The 17,069-nt window shown below is 59.2% G+C and carries 13 protein-coding genes; 11 read left to right on the top strand and 2 right to left on the bottom strand.

Annotation, left to right across the window (positions count from 1 at the left end; translation table 11 throughout):
- The first annotated feature begins 13 nt into the window (after nucleotides 1-13).
- The 10 genes from SH410x_RS23805 (at nucleotide 14) to SH410x_RS23760 (ending at nucleotide 10,993) form a co-directional block, all read left to right on the top strand.
- The gene (locus tag SH410x_RS23805) at nucleotides 14-3,031 is read left to right on the top strand and encodes an FG-GAP-like repeat-containing protein (protein ID WP_473671388.1); all 3,018 of its coding nucleotides are present in this window, start codon (nucleotides 14-16) and stop codon (nucleotides 3,029-3,031) included.
- Entirely contained in the window at nucleotides 3,028-4,125 is a 1,098-nt protein-coding gene (locus tag SH410x_RS23800; RefSeq protein ID WP_473671387.1) for a tRNA dihydrouridine synthase, read from the top strand. Before SH410x_RS23805 ends, SH410x_RS23800 begins: the two co-directional genes overlap by 4 nt.
- A gap of 359 nt (nucleotides 4,126-4,484) precedes the next feature.
- Nucleotides 4,485-4,643 (top strand): hypothetical protein, encoded by a 159-nt coding sequence (locus SH410x_RS23795; RefSeq protein ID WP_473671386.1) that lies wholly within the window; start codon nucleotides 4,485-4,487, stop codon nucleotides 4,641-4,643.
- A gap of 3 nt (nucleotides 4,644-4,646) precedes the next feature.
- A complete protein-coding gene (locus tag SH410x_RS23790) occupies nucleotides 4,647-5,090 on the top strand; it encodes a hypothetical protein (RefSeq protein ID WP_473671384.1) in 444 nt (147 codons plus the stop codon).
- A 327-nt stretch (nucleotides 5,091-5,417) separates the two neighbouring features.
- On the top strand, nucleotides 5,418-5,792 hold the full coding sequence (locus tag SH410x_RS23785; protein ID WP_473671382.1) for a hypothetical protein: 375 nt from the start codon (nucleotides 5,418-5,420) through the stop codon (nucleotides 5,790-5,792).
- A gap of 109 nt (nucleotides 5,793-5,901) precedes the next feature.
- The gene (gene leuB, locus SH410x_RS23780; protein WP_473671380.1) at nucleotides 5,902-6,978 is read left to right on the top strand and encodes a 3-isopropylmalate dehydrogenase; all 1,077 of its coding nucleotides are present in this window, start codon (nucleotides 5,902-5,904) and stop codon (nucleotides 6,976-6,978) included.
- Nucleotides 6,979-7,126: 148 nt separating this feature from the next.
- Nucleotides 7,127-8,083 (top strand): phosphatidate cytidylyltransferase, encoded by a 957-nt coding sequence (locus tag SH410x_RS23775; protein ID WP_473671379.1) that lies wholly within the window; start codon nucleotides 7,127-7,129, stop codon nucleotides 8,081-8,083.
- Nucleotides 8,084-8,123: 40 nt separating this feature from the next.
- Nucleotides 8,124-8,648: an NADPH-dependent FMN reductase gene (locus SH410x_RS23770; protein ID WP_473671377.1), complete on the top strand. Its 525-nt coding sequence runs from the start codon at nucleotides 8,124-8,126 to the stop codon at nucleotides 8,646-8,648.
- A gap of 2 nt (nucleotides 8,649-8,650) precedes the next feature.
- On the top strand, nucleotides 8,651-9,784 hold the full coding sequence (locus SH410x_RS23765) for a glycosyltransferase (protein WP_473671375.1): 1,134 nt from the start codon (nucleotides 8,651-8,653) through the stop codon (nucleotides 9,782-9,784).
- Nucleotides 9,785-10,219: 435 nt separating this feature from the next.
- On the top strand, nucleotides 10,220-10,993 hold the full coding sequence (locus SH410x_RS23760; protein WP_473671373.1) for a polysaccharide lyase family 20 protein: 774 nt from the start codon (nucleotides 10,220-10,222) through the stop codon (nucleotides 10,991-10,993).
- 443 nt (nucleotides 10,994-11,436) lie between these two features.
- Here the strand turns inward: SH410x_RS23760 and SH410x_RS23755 are convergent, their stop codons facing one another.
- Both SH410x_RS23755 and SH410x_RS23750 read right to left on the bottom strand, forming a co-directional pair.
- A complete protein-coding gene (locus SH410x_RS23755) occupies nucleotides 11,437-13,134 on the bottom strand; it encodes a PhoPQ-activated pathogenicity-related family protein (RefSeq protein ID WP_473671372.1) in 1,698 nt (565 codons plus the stop codon).
- Between the two features lie 75 nt (nucleotides 13,135-13,209).
- Entirely contained in the window at nucleotides 13,210-15,243 is a 2,034-nt protein-coding gene (locus SH410x_RS23750) for a hypothetical protein (protein WP_473671371.1), read from the bottom strand.
- 385 nt (nucleotides 15,244-15,628) lie between these two features.
- Between SH410x_RS23750 and SH410x_RS23745 the strand changes: the two genes are divergently transcribed.
- On the top strand, nucleotides 15,629-16,969 hold the full coding sequence (locus SH410x_RS23745) for an MFS transporter (RefSeq protein ID WP_473671370.1): 1,341 nt from the start codon (nucleotides 15,629-15,631) through the stop codon (nucleotides 16,967-16,969).
- The last annotated feature ends 100 nt before the right edge of the window (nucleotides 16,970-17,069 follow it).

Below are 17,069 nucleotides of genomic sequence, written 5' to 3'. Positions count from 1 at the left end.
AATTCATAACTCGATGCAACGATCTTGCCTCTCGTTGCCGTTGCTATTGCTCGCGATGGCAGGTGGGCTGATGGTTGGCTGTGATGCTCGCCCGCCGGCCGGTCCGCCGACTGCGGTGCCCCGTGCCGAGGATGGCATCCCGGACGAGGGCGTCGACAAACTCGCTGCGGCCACGCGGTTGCTGCGCCGGGGGGACCCGGCCGCGGCCGCGGCATTGCTCCAAGAGTGCTTGGTCGCCCGCCCCACCGATCCCGCCACGCTGGAATTGGCGGGTGATGTGAACGCGGCAATGAACCGGCGTCAGCAGATGTTGGAGATGTACCAGGCTGCAATCCAGAATTCGTCGCCGCCCTCGAAGGCACTGCTCGACAAAACGGGGCAAGCGTGGATGCAGTTCGGGCAACCGTTCGAAGCCGTTGCGGTCCTGCGAACGGCGGTCAAACACTACCCGAATGATCGCAAGATCCGCACCGACTTGGCGGGGCTGCTGGCAGCGTTGGGCTTGGAACAGGAGGCCGGTGGGCACCTTCGATGGTTGGTCATGCATGGCTACGCAGGCCTGAATGAATTGGTGATGGTGTCGGATTTGACCCGGCCACAAAGCGATGTGGCGATCGCCGAGTACGCAGCCAAGCATGCTCCGGACGATCTCCGCTCGCAGTATCCGGCAACCCGGCAAGACGCCTATCAAGGAGACTGGGCAGCCGTCGTCAAGGCGTTGAAACCGATCGTGCAGAAGTATCCCGACTTCACGCCCGCGTCGGCTTACTACGGTCGCGGCCTCGTCGAGGTGGGCGATGAGAAGGCAGCTCAGGTGTGGGCGAGTGAATTGCCCGATGGCATCGAAAATCAACCTCAGTACTGGCTTGCCACCGCCGCGATGGCCAATCGTTATCGTGAGTTCCAACCAGCCGTCGCGGCCTATTGGCAGGCCTATCAACTCAATCCCAACGACGGTGAGGTGCTTGGCAAACTCGCCACTGCCTTGGCTCAGGCGGGCTACGTTGACGAGGCCGAGACCGCCACGGTCGAAGCCGGCAAGATTGGCCAGTTGATCGAGCGAGTGGACCAATTGCGGACCAACCACAACCGGTCCCAACGCGACGCCGTTGGCGTGGCCCGCACCCTGCGCGGCCTGGGGCGTTTGTGGGAAGCAGCGTCGTGGCTACGGGTCGGTGCATCGATGCCCGAGAATGCGGATCCACAACTCAAAGATCTCTATCTCTCGATCCATGAAGACTTGTCGGCGAGTACACCTTGGCAGGTCGAAGACGCACTGCTGTCGGCCTCGATGGATTTCTCGGACCTACCGAATTTTGACTGGAAAACCAGCGCCGTCGATCGAGGGTTCACCACACGACCACCCTCAGGACGGGCCGATGCGACGTCGCCGGTCCACTTTGTCGACGAAGCCGCCCGTCGCCATCTCAATCACATTTGCAAGGTGAAAGCGCCCGCCGGAGGCGGTGAAGCTGGATTGTGGGTTTTTCAATCTGGTGCAGGCGGCGCCGCCACGCTGGACTTTGATCGCGACGGTTGGCCGGACGTGTATTTGACAGTCGTCGATGGGACGCCGAGGCAACGCGATTCGGGGCCCAATGCGCTGTTTCAAAATCATTCTGGTCAGTTCCGTGATGTCACTTCAGCGGCCGGGGCAGGCGACACAGGTTTTTCGCAGGGGCTTGCGGTGGGCGATTTCAACAGCGATGGGTTTGATGATTTGTATGTGGCCAACATCGGCGGTAACCGCTTGTATCGAAATAACGGCGATGGCACGTTTGCCGACGTGACCGATGTCATGGGGATCGGTGGCAATGACTGGACCAGTTCGGTAGCGATGGTGGATATCAACCAAGACGGCATCTTAGATTTGTTCGATGTGGGCTACTGTTCCGGCGATCGTGTATTGACGCTCCCCTGCGAACTTGACGGCGAAGTGGTGGCGTGTTTGCCCAAATCATTTGCCGCCGAGCCCGATCGGGTGTGGGAGGGGCAAGCCGATGGTCGCTTCGTTGAACGCACCACGTCATGGTTGGGACCCCACTCGATTGCCCACGGTCTCGGCATCGTGGCCGGGTTCTTTGATCAGAACGAAGGGCTCGATTTGTACGTGGCTAACGATATGTCGGGCAATCATTTTTGGTCGGCTAGCACAGACAAAGACGGCCATTTTCAATTGGATGAACAAGCAAAGATGCGCGGGCTCGCTGTGGACAACCGCTCCTTGCCGCAAGCCTCGATGGGCATGGCCGTGGGCGATCCCGATGCCGATGGCGATACCGATTTTTATCTGACGCATTTTGCGGGTGAGTACAACACGTACTACGAGCAGATTCGACCAGGGATGTGGGCCGACCTGACCTCGCAGGTGCAATTGGCCGCGCCAACGAATGCGATGCTGGCGTTCGGGACGGCTTGGTTGGACGCTGACAACGATGGCACGCCCGAGCTGATGGTTGCCAATGGGCACTTGAGCGACCACCGCAAGCGGGGTGAGGCGTACCGCATGCCGATGCAGTTATTCCGCCGGCAAGCGGACGGGACCTGGTCGCCGCCGGATCCCGCGTCGGTGGGTGAGTATTTCCAAACGGCTCGGCTCGGTCGTAGTTTGATCACGCTCGATGCTGATCGCGACGGTCGAATGGATGCCTTGGTGACCCACCTGTTTGATCCCATTTCACTATTGATCAACCGCAGCGAGACCGCGGCTCGCGCCGTCACATTTTTCCTGGAGGGTACCGCCGGGCACCCCAATGCGATCGGTGCGTTGGTCACGATCGAGGTGGACGGGGTCGAGCGGTCGCAGCAACTGACCACCGGCAGTGGTTATCAAGCCGCGTCGCAGCGATGCGTGTCGTTTGGAATTGCCCCTGGTAAAACGATCAATGAATTGCGTGTACGCTGGCCCTCCGGAACGACGCAGGTATTTGCGATTGACCCTACCTCGCCGCTCGTCGGCGGTGCGGAATACTTGCTCGTCGAGGGTGATGAACACCCGTTTCGCTATCTGCCCGTCACTTCAGGCTCATGAATCAAGCTCCTCCAATCGATACCGTCTGCAAACCACGAACCCAGCTCCCAGGGCTGAAAATTGGCAATGTGGAAATCGGATTTCCTGTTGTCCAGGCAGCGTTGTCCGGATACAGCGATCTGCCGATGCGTGTGATCGCGCGGCGGCACGGTGCCAGCTACAGCGTCTGCGAGGTGATGCTCGACCAATTCTTGCTGTCGCTGACGAAGCGCCAGAAGACAAAACATTTTCTCGACATTGCCAGCGAAGAGCATCCTGTCGGCGGTCAACTGATGGGCGCCGAGCCCGAGCAGTTCTCACTCGGCGCGATGAAGTTGGTCGAAGCTGGGTTCGACATCATTGACGTGAACTTTGGCTGCCCGGTGAGGAAAGTCTTAGGTCGCTGTCGGGGTGGGTTTCACCTATCCCAGCCGGCTGTGGCGATCGATATTTTGAGACGAACGCGTGACATCGTGCCGCCGGAGATCCCGGTCACGGTCAAGATGCGGCGCGGCATCGACGACAGTACCGAGGCGCGTGATCACTTCTTCGAAATACTCGATGGTGCGATGGCCGCTGGTCTGGCGGGGGCAACCGTCCATGGTCGCACCGTCGTGCAACGCTACATTGGTCCGAGTCGCTGGGAGTTTTTGCGTGATGTCACACAGCATGTCAGTGGCGATTTCAAAATTCTCGGCAGCGGTGATTTGTTCTCTGCAGAGGACTGCCTGCGGATGATCGAGCAAACCGGCGTGGACGGAGTTACCGTTGCGCGGGGAGCGATCGGCAACCCCTGGATCTTTGACCAGGCGCGGCGGCTCGCCCAGGGGAAACCGTTGCTGCCGCCACCGACCCTGGCCGAGCAGGCAGCGGTGATGCGCGAACATTTTGATCTATGCGAGCAAACCTATTCGGTTGAGCGGGCACCCCTCTTGATGAGAAAGTTTTGCATCAAGTATTCCCAGAATCATCCCAACTACGAAGCCGTGCGGTTGGCGTTCCCAAGGTTGAAAACTCGCGATGATTTTGAACAGGCCATGGCGACGCACTACGGTGATGACGGTCCCGGGCGTTTCATCCCGCGGGAACTGCATGGTTCGCAGGAGGAGTGTTAGAAAGCCTCGGGACTCCACCGTCGCAGGCGCGAGTCGGTTGGCGTGCTATGAGAGCGTCTTGCGAAGTCCTGAGCCGTTCGTCAGCAGGCAACTCACCGATCCGATCAATCAGGTCGAGCCGGACGACAAAATGCTGCGTTCGTCGGCGATTCTCGCGCAGGCCCTTGGCCAATCGGGTATTCTCGTTTTCACACGGAGTGGGTTTTAGGCCGACTCGCTCGGGGCACTCCGCCCACGTGGTGTGCCGATTTTTGCCTTCACTGACATCGAACCAATCTATCGCTAGACGTGGCCACCGTGGGGCACCGTGGGGCACCGTGGGGCACCGTGGGCCACCGTGGGGCACCGAGCCATTCCTGATGGAGTTCTCGGATGATCCCGAGGTGACGATTCGCAACGCACTCGAACGGTTGCGGAACCACCAATGGTGCCCCTCGGGTGCTTGGTTGGTCGTGATTACCAACGCTCTGACACACGCGAAAATCATCGACACGATGCAACTCCGACGAGTCTCCTGAGGCATGCCGATCACCTTCGTCCGCATCATCGGCTATCTCTGGGCGGGACCGAACACGGTGCTCGGCATCGCGATCGGGTTGTTGCTGGGCGGACGATTCCAATGCGTCGATGGTGTCTTGGAAGTCCATGGTCCACACGTGTCGCGGGTGTTGGAACGCATGCTTGTTCCCGCCAGTGCGCTCACGATGGGGCACATCGTCTTGGGTCGTGATCGCGACGCACTGGCCGTCACACGCGTGCACGAACGCGTGCACGTGCGGCAGTACGAGATCTGGGGGCCCTTTTTCTTGCCCGCCTATCTTGGCACGTCGCTATGGCTGTACGCGCGCCGACGGGACGGCTATCGAGAGAATCCGTTTGAAATCGAAGCTTACGCGGTGGAAGAACTCGAACATTCGCAATCGATAACGAATTCACCAGCGATGGACCCCGGCGATCGTTGCTGATCGCTCGGCGATCAGGACCATGACAAAGACGTGACGCTCTTGGTGACGTACCGGTGAGCGGCGCGTCGCAGGCACCCGGCGATTCGGCCAGCCCGGCCACTCCGTACCCAGCTTCACTTAATCGCCGGTCCACGATCCCGCGTGCAGGACGCACCGCCCCATCCACTACGCGAAGTACTTCTGTAGTAAAATCGATCTCCGAGCGACTTCGAGCGATCGACCGCAGCGATGGTTACCGCGATCCATCATGTCCGTCGGCATCCTGCTCCACCGGATTGCTCGGCGCGGCCCCATCAGCATTCAGTTTTTCTTGAACGGAAACCACCCATGAGTATGCCTCCCACCAATCCCTATGGCAGTCCGTTGGCTTCAACGAATGAAACCGCGTACGTCGGCAGCCAGCGACGTTTGAAAAAGCTCAGGCGAATCGAGCCACTTTCGCTTGGGTTGATGCAAGGAGCCTTGTTCGCCCTGATGGGATTGATCCCTGGCGTATTCTTTGCGTTCATGGCAATCGTCGGTGGCGGAATGGATGGGGCTGGCAATGCATGGGCAGCGGGGCTGGTTGGCGGCGTGATAATGGCCATCTTGGCGCCTTTTATTTACGGTGTGATGGGGTTCATTAGCGGGATCATTTTGGCGTTACTGTACAATCTGTGTGCCACATTTCTCGGCGGAGTCGAATTGGAGTTTGAGGAGTAGGGCATGGGCGTCATGGATCGCGGTGGCACCCTGGGGCTGACGCGGGGATTCCGCTAATCTGTGAGGCAAAATCGTTCCTTATTCCGTTCAATCCTCACATCTTTCGACCATGAATCACTCCATCGTATTGCTGCCCGGTGACGGGATCGGACCTGAAATCGTCACCCAAGCCCGCGGTGTTCTCGAAGCGGTTGCCAGCCGTTTTGGCCATGAATTTGCGTTTAGCACGCATCGCATCGGTGGGATTGCGATCGACGAAACCGGTGATCCGCTACCCGCCGAAACCGTCGAAGCCTGTCGCGCCGCGTCAGCGATCCTGCTCGGTGCGGTCGGCGGTCCGAAATGGGACGATCCCTCGGCCAAGACGCGGCCAGAAGCAGGTTTGCTGCGAATTCGCAAGGAGCTCGGGCTGTTTGCGAATTTGCGCCCGATCAAACTGTTCGATGAACTCGCTGACGCGTCGCCCCTCCGACCGGAAATCGTGAAGGGGACAGATATCTTGTTCTTTCGCGAACTAACCGGTGGTGTTTACTTCGGCGAGTCCGGCACCAGCGGCGAGGGCGATGACGAAACGGCGTTCCAGTCGATGACGTACTCGCGGCGAGAAATTAAGCGAATTGTTCGCATGGCGGCCGCCGCGGCGCGGGAGCGATCCAATCGCTTGACGAGCGTCGACAAAGCGAACGTGCTCGAGCCGAGCCGGTTGTGGCGGCGGGTGGCCGCGGAAGTCATGCAGCAGGAGTTCCCCGACGTCAACTACGACGTTGTGCTGGTCGACTCCATGGCCATGCACCTGATCAACCGCCCCGCGGATTTTGATGTCGTGGTGACGGGGAACTTGTTCGGTGACATTTTGACCGACGAAGCCTCGATGTTGCCAGGGTCATTGGGAATGCTGCCGAGCGCTTCGTTGGGTGCTTCCGGCCCGGGGCTGTACGAACCGATCCACGGCAGTGCCCCCGACATCGCTGGCAAGGGGATCGCGAATCCACTGGCGACGATCTTAGCCGCTGCGATGATGCTGCGGCATTCTTTGTCCTTGAATACCGAGGCCGAAGCGATTGAAGCCGCCGTCGCTGGGGTCTTAACCGATGGGTTGCGGACCGCTGATTTGGCCCGTGGCGATGTCGAGGCGATCTCATGCGAAGCCATGGGGGCGGCCGTGGTGAAGAAAATTGTCGGCTGATAGGGAACGAGCGGAAAATAAGTGGCCGAACGCTCCGCGGTCGGAATGGTCGACCGCGGAGCGTTCGGCCACCAGATCAGACAGTCATTTTCCGCTCGTTCCTAGGTGACCTCCCCACTGCATCCTTCCCTGAGGTAGACGACTCCGCGTGCCCGATTTCACCACCTATATTCTGATCGGCGTCATCCTGACGGCGCTTTCGATCGCGACCCTCGTCGGGGTTGTGATGGGGCGTGGCAACGCGCCGGGAACCGACGCGGCATTGGTCAAACGATTCCAGGCCAAACTGCGTGTCTGGTGGATCATGGTGGGCGTGTTCGTGATCGGCACACTCGCCGGGCCCACGACACTGGTCGTGATCTTCGCGGCCGCCTCGTTTTGGGCCCTGCGCGAGTTCATCTCGATGACGCCGACGCGGCGGGGGGATCATCGGACGCTGTTCTGGGTGTTCTTCATCTTTCATCCACTGCAGTTCATCCTGATCGGTCTGGGCAGCGCCTATTACGAATTTTACAGCATCATGATCCCGGTCTACGCGAGCCTGTTTATCCCCGCGCGAGCGGCGATCGCGGGCGATGCCAAACGATTCCTGGAACGCTGTGCGAAGATTCAGTACGGGTTGATGATTTGCGTGTATTGTCTCTCGCACGCACCCGCGCTGCTGCACCTCGACCTGGTTCGTACCGACGGCACGCCATGGCACGGCAACACCAACCTGTTGATGTTTTTTGTGCTGATTTCACAGCTCTCGCTGACCCTCGAGCGGGTTTGGAGTCGCTGGATCGGGATCCATGTGATCGCCCCGAATATCAATGCCTCTCGGACCTGGGAGGGGGTCGTTGGCTCCGTCATGACCACGGGATTGATCGCAGCGATGTTGCGCTGGGCGACTCCGTTTTTTTGGTGGGAAGCGTTGTTGATGGGCGTCGTGGTGACCATCATGGCCAGCGTCGGGACGCTAACGATGAGCGCCATCAAACGCGACCGAGGGGTGATGGACACGGGCACGCTCGTCGAGGGCCATGCCGGGATCCTCGACCAAATCGACAATATTTGTTTCGCGGCGCCCATCTTCTATCACGTGACCCGCTTTTTCTTTACTTAGCCCTTCCTTTTGATCACCGGCCCTGCCGCAGATTGACCGCATGCATTTGATTCTCAGTTCGTCTCTTCATCCGAATAGCCGCAGTCGCATTCTGGCCCGCGAGGTTGCCCAGCGATTGAAGACGCAGGGGCGCGATGTGGAGGTGTTCGATTTGTCGCAACGTGTGCTGCCGCCCTGTGATGGTGCGGCGGCGTATGGGAATCCGGAAGTGAAGGCGTTGGCCGAATTGATTCGCGAGGCAGAATCCATCTTCGTCGCCTCACCGGTCTACAATTATGACGTCAATGCGGCGATCAAGAACGCAGTTGAGCTGACAGGCAAAGCGTGGACGGGCAAAATCGTGGCCCTGATGTTGGCTGCGGGCGGACATGGTAGCTACATGTCAGCGATGGGATTGGCCAATAGCTTGATGTTGGATTTTCGCTGTTTGATCGTGCCGCGATTTGTCTATGCGACCGGAGTCGATTTCGAAGGCGATCAATTGGCTGATGAGGATATCACGTGGCGAGTGGATGAATTGGTGAAAGAGACGATGCGAATTTCCGAGGCGCTCCGGGAGGGGTAGCTTTGCAAATTGATCTGGTCATTACCGAGCTCGACGTGGGTGGCGCCGAGCGAGCGCTGACTCGTTTGGCAACCGGATTGCAAGAGCGAGGAGACGCTGTTCGTGTGTTCTCGTTGGGGGCGCTCCCCGCACCCGGATCGGATGCCCCCGGATCCGATTCGCCCGGATCCGATTCACTCGTCACTGACCTGCGATGTCGTGATATTGAGCTCACCAGCGGTGAGGGCACGGGGGTGGGGAATCTCCCGGCGGTCTATCGCAGGCTGCGGAGTTGGTTGAAAGAGCGGCCGACCGCGGTGCGTCAAAGTTTTTTGTTTCACGCCAATGTGCTGACGATGCATGCCACCCCATCGAGCTGCCGCGGGCGGTGGATCGGCGGGGTCCGGGTAGCGGATCCGGACCGGTTCCGTATCGCGATCGAGGGACACGCACTACGGCGCGCCGGGCATGTGGTCTGCGTCAGTTCGGCGGTCGAGTCGTTCGCACAGCAGCAATACCGAATCGCTCCGAGCCGTCTCAGCGTGATCGGCAATGCGGTCGAAACGGAGCGGTTTGCCAGTGCGTTGCCTGTGGATTGGCGGAGTCTCGATTGGCCCGCTGGTGCCAACGTGGTGCTGTTTGTCGGTCGGCTGCATCCGCAGAAGAACATTCAGCTACTGCAGCGGACGCTCGACCAGTTCGCGGCCGTCGGTTCGGATCGCAAACTGGTGATCGTCGGTCGTGGGCCGCTCGCCTCTGAGTTGCAGCAGTGGGCAGGCGAGGTACCGGGCGACCGCGTACGAGTGCTCGACTGGCGTCCCGACGTCGCATCTCTGATCTCGGCGAGCCGTGTGGTTGTGCTGCCAAGTCATTACGAGGGGATGCCCAACGTCGTGCTCGAAGCCATGGCGGGCGGGAAACCGGTCGTGTGCAGCCGTGTTGAGGGCAGTCGTGAACTGATCGGCGAGGATCCCGATCAAGGCTTCGATCCTGAACAGGACGATCAATTCGCTGCAAAGGTGAATCGTTTTTTAGGCGACGCGGACCTCGCCACTCGCATCGGTGCGGCAAATCAAGAACGCATGATTCAAGAGTTTTCTGTGCAGCGAATGGTTGTTGCCTACCGAGATTTGTATGCGAAATTGAGCTCCTCTTAGGCCGGTTCTCCTGTCTTGGGAGAGGGGCACCTCGGTTTCCGGTCGCTGCGAAGCGGTGGTCGCCACTTTGCAATGATCGATCAAAGCGTGAAGGGATGGGGGCTTGTTGCCATGTACTTCGTCGATGACTTTGCGGTGTGTGGCTGCCCGTTGGAGCGTTCCCGCTCGGGCGGCATGCAGCTTTTTTTTTGTTGCTGAGGGGCCGTTCAACGACAATTTTGTTTACAACGCGAAGATCGGCGGTTACGTTCTCAAACGTCGACGCGTTGTCGTCGCGGCCGACAGGATCATTCGCGATAATGGATCCGGTGGCGTGGCCATCCAACGTGGCAGCGACCGCCATGCGATGCACCTAGGTCTCGCTCGCCGGGCGATTTTACGATCGGCAACCAACTCCTGCGACTCGGTTCGTCACTGTTCTTCGGGCACACACCCTTGCGTGAACTCCTCATTATTATCCTTGGAATTGCCAGTGCAGGTTTCTGTGGCTGCGACAAACGCACTCCCAGCGTCGATGAACGCCGCTATCTCCGTTGTGTGCTACCGGACTCTCTCGTCGAGTTGGCTCACTTGGAGGTCCCATCGGAGCAGAGCGTCGCAATTTATGAGAATGGGCAATCTCAATACTTGGGGCTGCATGTGTTTCGTGGGCAGCGCAAGGTCTCTGGGGGGATTCGTGCGGAGGTGAGTGTTGATTATCCGTTTCAACAAGGTGACACGATCCGCTACTCGTGGCGATTCATGCTGCCAATCGATTTCGTGTCCGATGCTCCTCAAAACCGATGGTGGGTGATTGGGCAGTGGCACGATCAGCCCAACGCGGTCGATGGCGAGTCGTGGGATGACTTTGAATCACGCAGTCCTCCAGTGCTGATCGGTCTCGGCGAACTCAACGGATCCTTGGCAATGGGGCTGAGGTACGGCACGACACATGGAGATCATCAACAACGCTCGGTGGGGCCAGTCCTCCTGGAGCGTGGGCGTTGGCATCAGATCACTGCGGAGATTCGGTGGTCCCAGGGAGCCGAAGGCGAAGTGCGAGTGTTCCTCGACGAGAAGGTAGATCCGGTCATGTCCGCCAATGGGCCGAACATGAACAATGACTACCAGCACTACCTGAAAGTGGGCATGTATCGACACCCGGAGATTGCGACCGACAACTCAATCTACATCGACGATATGCAGATAGACGCGGTCGTCCTGCCCTAGTCAGTTCCCTGTCCGCGATCGGGTAGACGCGAACAGGGGTTCCGCATGCGTGGAGCGAAACACACTGCGGGCCATCACTCCCAATGTGGAAGGATTCGCCCGCTCATGGGTTCGTCACGAAGCCGGGCCCTCGAAGCGATTGATCGCAGTGCACGGGAAACGCTTTCTCCAGAGGATGCCGATGGGGTTCAACGGTAAGACTGGAGCGGATGTGCTTGCATCGTCGCCCAGATCCCTAAGGGCAGATGTTCCCCGTGTGTCACGGGTTACTCGGTCATCGACTGCGAGAGGAGCCATTTTTGCGGTCTCTTGACGTCAGACTTTACCAGCATATTGACGATTTCTAGCTTGTTTTTGACGTTCGAAAGCATCATGCCGTTTGTCAATCGTCGTCCTGGCTTCGTCTTCTCGACGAGTACCGTCGTTTGTTCAAAGAGCGAGTTCTATGGCGTCATGGTCAAGTTGGGCCCGGATTCCAGCTGAACATTGATCTGCTTGCAGGGCTGGGTTTCGAGCCATTTTATAATTGACCCCGCTTCCAGTTGGAAATCTTGCGGCGACCAATTGAGATAAAATGTCGTGCCCGCTTGCCGCGCGACCAGGTCTTTGAGGGGAAGCCTGGACGGTATTAGCTGCTGCGCGGCGGACATCAGTTGGGCGGCAATCGCTTCCGATTCGGTGACGCACTTGAGCGTTATCGTCAGGGGTTGCGACCCATCCCGATCGGCGAAAGGTAGCGTGTTGGGCGTGACGACGACCTCCGTCGTCAACTTGAGCGGAACCGGCAGCCCCACGTCAAAGGTGAGTTCGACAAAATACGCTGTCCAACCCGCTGAAGGCGGTTCGACGCGGGCCACGTACGTTCCATCGGGCTCAGCGGACAGCAGTGTGCTGGAATACTGAGGCCCGAACGTTTCCAGCCTGAAGTCACGGGCTTCCGGATTGGTCGCTTGCCACAATCGCACTTCAGTGGGTGTCTCGTTTGGTGCAATATTGATCTCTCCATCAGGGGTCACTTGCCAGGAAAACTGTGGTCGCTCTCGTCCTGAGACGATCAATGAATAGAACGCGAGAACGGTTTCCAAAGCATCGCTTTGCCTCATGCTGTGATCCGTGTTGGGAACGTATCGCAGGTGCTTTTCGCCTTCCAGATCCGCATAGTAGAACTGAGACGAGTCGGGGAGAAAGAACTGGTCACCGGCTGCGTTGAGGATCAGTTTGGGGATCTCCAAGCGGTGTCGATAAAAGAACGGATCGACCAGTTGAAGGAGTTCGTCCATCCGCGGTTCATTCATCCGCTGCAAAATGTGGTGCTGGGCATAGTTGCCAATCGATGGTGCCCAATAGCCGTACGCGGCAAAGTGATGACGCAACGACTCCTTGGAATTGAGCACGTCGATCACGATGGGAATGATGGCCACGACCCGGTCGTCGACCGCACCGGTCAACCAAGTTGTCCAGCCACGTTTCGAGCTTCCTGCAACGACGAACCGGTTGATATCGTGATTTCCGATTTGCTTGGCAACCGCACTAACGGTATCCATCGCCCGGACAGCGCTTTTGACCATCGCATTGCGAGCGGGCCAGCGACTGTCCCCCGTCTGGAGGAATTGAGCCCATGTGTAGCCGATCAGGTCATCCTCTTTCCGGGGAACGCCATCGTTATGGAAGACTAACGGTTGATTGGGGATCATCCGTAATTCCGTCACGACGGTACCGGTCGCCTCCGCCATTTTGATGGTTTCGGGAGAGGCCGAAGTCGGGGCTCGGCGGTCGTTGCCGCCTCCAGCGATCATGAGGAATCCAATGTCGGATCGCACTTCGTCTGGAATCACAATCGTAACCCAATGCTGCCACTCCGGCCGATTGACTTCAGCGGGCGTCAGCCAAGTCTGGGAAACCATGTCGACGACCACCACCGTCGTCTCATTCGTTTTCGTCGTGCTGACGATGTTCCATTCAAACGCAGCATCCGGTTGCTGTACGTAGCGATCCAGATCCGTCTGCGCGGGGAGAACGCTCCGCTGAGGAGGTTTGGCGTTCTCGGATAGCGATTCCTGTCCGAGCACCGGCGAGCCACCGGTAAGTGCCAGGAGAGCAACGCAGCAAGCGAAAACGAATGTCTTGGGAGGAGATGTCATTCAGTACGATCCTACGAAGTGGTTTCAGAGGCATTGGATGAAGAAGCGGTGAGGACTGCGTTGGAACCGTCTTCACTACCACTCGATTTCTATCGTGCGGCCGAGCATGGCGCGACCCGATTGCGTGGCGATGGCTTGCAGGTGGACGGGGCCGCGGCCGATCTGTTTTGCGGTGAGTGTGATCGTGCCGGAGGATTGTTCGATCGTACCGACGGCGCGCCCGAGGTGCATCACATCGATGCGGTCAGCGCCCTCGCATGCGACTGAAACGGACATCTCGTCCGGATGGTCACTGGGCAAATGTTCGATCTGTGGCAAGGGTGATTCTTCGCCTATGACAAGCTCTTCGCGGGTTCCGATACGAGGTTGTGTGGGGTGGTCACCGATGAGCACGACACGAACATCCACAATCCCGTGGGTGTCCGGTGGGAGATTGACGCGAATGCTCGGTGCCGGGCGCAGGCGGCCCGCCAGCTTTCCGTTGAGATAGAATTCCATCGCCGCCGTCGCTGCGCTCACAGGGGTGTTTGGCAGTGATTGCCAAGTGATCTGCAAACTGCTTGCGGAACTTGACGTCGACGGGATCGCATCGAAACGTACGAAATCGTTCGGTGCCTGAGCAAAGGGTTGGCACAGCGGGTCACCGACAATGAGCAATTGAAAGGGTGACTGCACGGTTAAATAGAACGCTTCGATCGCCGTCACACCCTCGCTGTAGAAGGGATACATCATGGCGGTTGGGAATTTCGGTGGCAGTGCGTACGGTTCGGTAACGGTCCCGCTGCTCATCGCGGCGCCGGCATCCAACAATGCGGTGAGCTTCGTTTGGGATGCGTTTTGAAAGACGGCGCCAAAGCTGGTTAGGTTTTCGGCGATCGCTCCGGGTGCGAATGACCATTTGCGGCCACTCAAGGGCAGTGTCGGGGAGCCCAGCATCAGGCCGATATAGGGTTCTGCCTTGGTGGGCAATGCCGATGAGAAAATCTCCACCTTTTGGTCGCGAGCTAGCAGCCACGCGAGGGCATCTGGGGTGACGGGGAACCGGGTGGTGGAGCGGACGTCACCGGTTTTCGAAAATCCAAATGTTGCGTCGGGGTAGGTGCGATCGGCAGTCGCGGCGCGGTTGAGCGATTCGGTAGCGTCTTGCACCGTGCTGCCGTTTTTGTGAATGACGGCGAGCATGCACGAGAGCAGGTAGGGCATGCCGCCTTGTTCTTGGGACACGGCGTGCCCATCGTTGGTCCACCCGCTAAGGGCGGAGAATGCGATGGGGCCTTGCACGGCGCGAGGGACATCTTGCAAGCGATCGAGCAAACTGCGGCGATCGGCGGGCAGGTCGGACTCCGCGCCGAAAAGTTGTGAGAGCGGTTCGGTTTCGGTCAGATACCGCCGGTTGGCCCAGCCATATTGAATGGCCTTGCGAACCTGCGCGAGCGATTTGTCCTCATCGCCACTGCGCAGCCAATTTTCTGCGGCGAGGATATGCAGCGGGGAAAATGCCGGAAACTCATCGGCAAGCAATTCGAATTTCTCGGCGGCTTCGTCAAATTGCTCCGCTGTGCTGGCGGCGACGGCGGCGTCAAATTGCTTGCCCTTCTCGCCGGCGAACGGGTTGGCGAAGTGACGATGGAAGGCCCCGCGTGCATAGAGGTTGGCTCCCCACCCCAGGCAATCGGGTGAATCGCTTAGCACCCAACGATAGAAATACGTCAGCGAGTTAATCGACGCGGTCGGGCTGCGGTACTTGTCCTGCCCCGCGTCGTCGAGGCGTTTTGTGAGCGGGGTGATATCGACCGATGTCGGAAAGCCCGCCGAGTAGGCGATGACGCTGATCTGTGGAGCGATGCGGCGGGAGTTGATCGATTCCAGGACTGGTTTCAGGATGGTATCGCGAAACGTGTCGAGCGAAACGCTCAGGCCATCGGGAACGTCGTCGAGCACGATGATGTTTTGCGGGGGCACGTGCCGCAGGGCCGCGTAGTGATTCGCGATCGTGAGCGAGTCGAGCGAAGAACCATTGACGACCAGAGCAACATTTTCACCCGTTAGTCCCGCGTGCAATCGAGCCGTTGCCGGCCACAGACAACCTGTCACTGAAAACAGGGTCACTGCGACGAACCTCAATCGCACGCATCGCGGAATAGGGAGCCGGAATTTCACGTGCGTTATCTCGGGCAGTGGGTGGGGTGGGAGTGGGAAGTCAAATTGATGCTGAGAGTATACACCGCCGCCGTTCGGGTTAGCGGACGAGTGCTGGGCGACCGACGAATGATGGGGGCGTGAATCCAGTGAAAGATCCTGCTGCATGAGGATCGTTCACGGGGGCCATTGCGGCCAACTCGAGTTTTGAGTGGTCTCAGCGTTGTAGGCACGTGATGCGATGCGGTCCTGTTTCCGGCATCAAGGCGTTCGACCATCCCGCAAACTGCCCCAGTCATCGCCGCCGCATGAATGCACTTGACGGCGATCGCGTTGTCATCGACCCTTGAATGATATGAAACTCGCTATCCCATTTCATCCTGGCCCCGCCGAACGTAAACTCGCTCGCCCTCGCCCATCCACAGAATCTTTATCGCCAGCGCCGGCTTCCGCAGGCGTGACGCCGCCAGCGATCACAGCTCTGCAGCGTCCTGAACCGTTCTGGGAACCACTGCGACTGCGTCTGTTTCGATTTTTTTGGCTCGCGTCGCTAGCATCGAATCTCGGCACGTGGATTCACGAGGTGGGTGCCGGTTGGTTGATGACAACGCTCGAGGGCAGTCCCGAGATGGTGGCGGCGGTGCGTACGTCGATGTCGCTACCGATCGTGTTCCTGGCGATTCCAGCGGGCGTGCTGGCGGATCGTTTTGACAAACGACGTTTGTTGATGATGACGCAGTCGCTCTTGCTGCTCGTCACAGCGACGCTCGCGGTGCTCACCTGGAGCGGTCATATCACGGCCTGGGGGCTGCTCGCGTTGACGTTCGTCATGGGACTGGGGATGGTCGTGCACGTGCCGACGTGGCAGTCAGCGATTCCCGAGCTCGTACCGCGAAATCAGATCTCGCGCGCCGTTGGTTTGGGCAGTATCAGTTTCAACCTGGCCCGCACGCTCGGGCCAGCCATTGGCGGCGTGCTCATCGCATTGTTGGGGATTTGGAGTACGTTCGCGATCAACGCATGCACATTTGCGGGCGTGGTGGTTGTGCTGTTTTTATGGAAGCGGACCGCGATCGAAAGCAGTCGTGGACGCTCCTTCGCGGCATCACTACGGCAGGGGGTTCGCTATGTCGCGGTGCATCGCGTGATGCGGAACGTCATGATTGGTGTCGTATTCTTTGTGTTGCCCGGTAGTTCGTTGTGGTCGCTACTGCCCTTGTTTGCCAAGCGGGAATTGGGTTGGGGGTCGGGCGGCTTTGGGGTCATGGTGGCGTGCGTGGGGGCAGGCGCCGTCGCGGGTGCGGCGCTGCTACCGCGACTGCGACACCGTTTTGGTTCGGATCGATTGGTTGCTGCCGCGATGGGGCTGTTCGCCGCCGGGTTGCTCGTGATGGGCTGGTCACCGCGTTGGGAAATCCTACTTCCGGCGGTGTTGGTGATGGGTGCGGGTTGGATGGCGACCCTGACGACACTCAATGCGACGGCTCAGATCACGCTGCCGCCGCGTTTGCGAGCCCGCGGCATGGGCTGCTATCTGACGATGATGGCCGGTTCGATGGCGGCGGGATCGTTTCTGTGGGGCCAGATTGCCGGCCGCATCGGTTTGGGCGGTGCATTTCAGGCCGCCGCGGCCATGATGGTGGCGACAGCGATTGCGGGGCTCGCCTTTCCGCTGGCCACACGCCTGGACGACTAGCGGCAGCGCGAGCCCACGAAACACGCTGAATGGAACATCGCGACGCTCGCCAGGGCGTGGGGTGCTCGTTCTGGGGAACGACGCAACGCGGTTGATCCAT

The organism is Rhodopirellula sp. SH410 (assembly GCF_055811895.1).
This window is presented reverse-complemented; position numbering and strand designations above follow the sequence as displayed.

What these genes read in the sequence shown, in the direction of transcription:
- SH410x_RS23800 (WP_473671387.1), top strand. Translation starts at nt 3,028, where the DNA reads ATGAATCAAGCTCCTCCAATCGATACCGTCTGCAAACCACGAACCCAG.
- SH410x_RS23805 (WP_473671388.1), top strand. Translation starts at nt 14, where the DNA reads ATGCAACGATCTTGCCTCTCGTTGCCGTTGCTATTGCTCGCGATGGCA.
- SH410x_RS23795 (WP_473671386.1), top strand. Translation starts at nt 4,485, where the DNA reads ATGGAGTTCTCGGATGATCCCGAGGTGACGATTCGCAACGCACTCGAA.
- SH410x_RS23785 (WP_473671382.1), top strand. Translation starts at nt 5,418, where the DNA reads ATGAGTATGCCTCCCACCAATCCCTATGGCAGTCCGTTGGCTTCAACG.
- SH410x_RS23745 (WP_473671370.1), top strand. Translation starts at nt 15,629, where the DNA reads ATGAAACTCGCTATCCCATTTCATCCTGGCCCCGCCGAACGTAAACTC.
- leuB (WP_473671380.1), top strand. Translation starts at nt 5,902, where the DNA reads ATGAATCACTCCATCGTATTGCTGCCCGGTGACGGGATCGGACCTGAA.
- SH410x_RS23790 (WP_473671384.1), top strand. Translation starts at nt 4,647, where the DNA reads ATGCCGATCACCTTCGTCCGCATCATCGGCTATCTCTGGGCGGGACCG.
- SH410x_RS23755 (WP_473671372.1), bottom strand. Translation starts at nt 13,134, where the DNA reads ATGACATCTCCTCCCAAGACATTCGTTTTCGCTTGCTGCGTTGCTCTC.
- SH410x_RS23770 (WP_473671377.1), top strand. Translation starts at nt 8,124, where the DNA reads ATGCATTTGATTCTCAGTTCGTCTCTTCATCCGAATAGCCGCAGTCGC.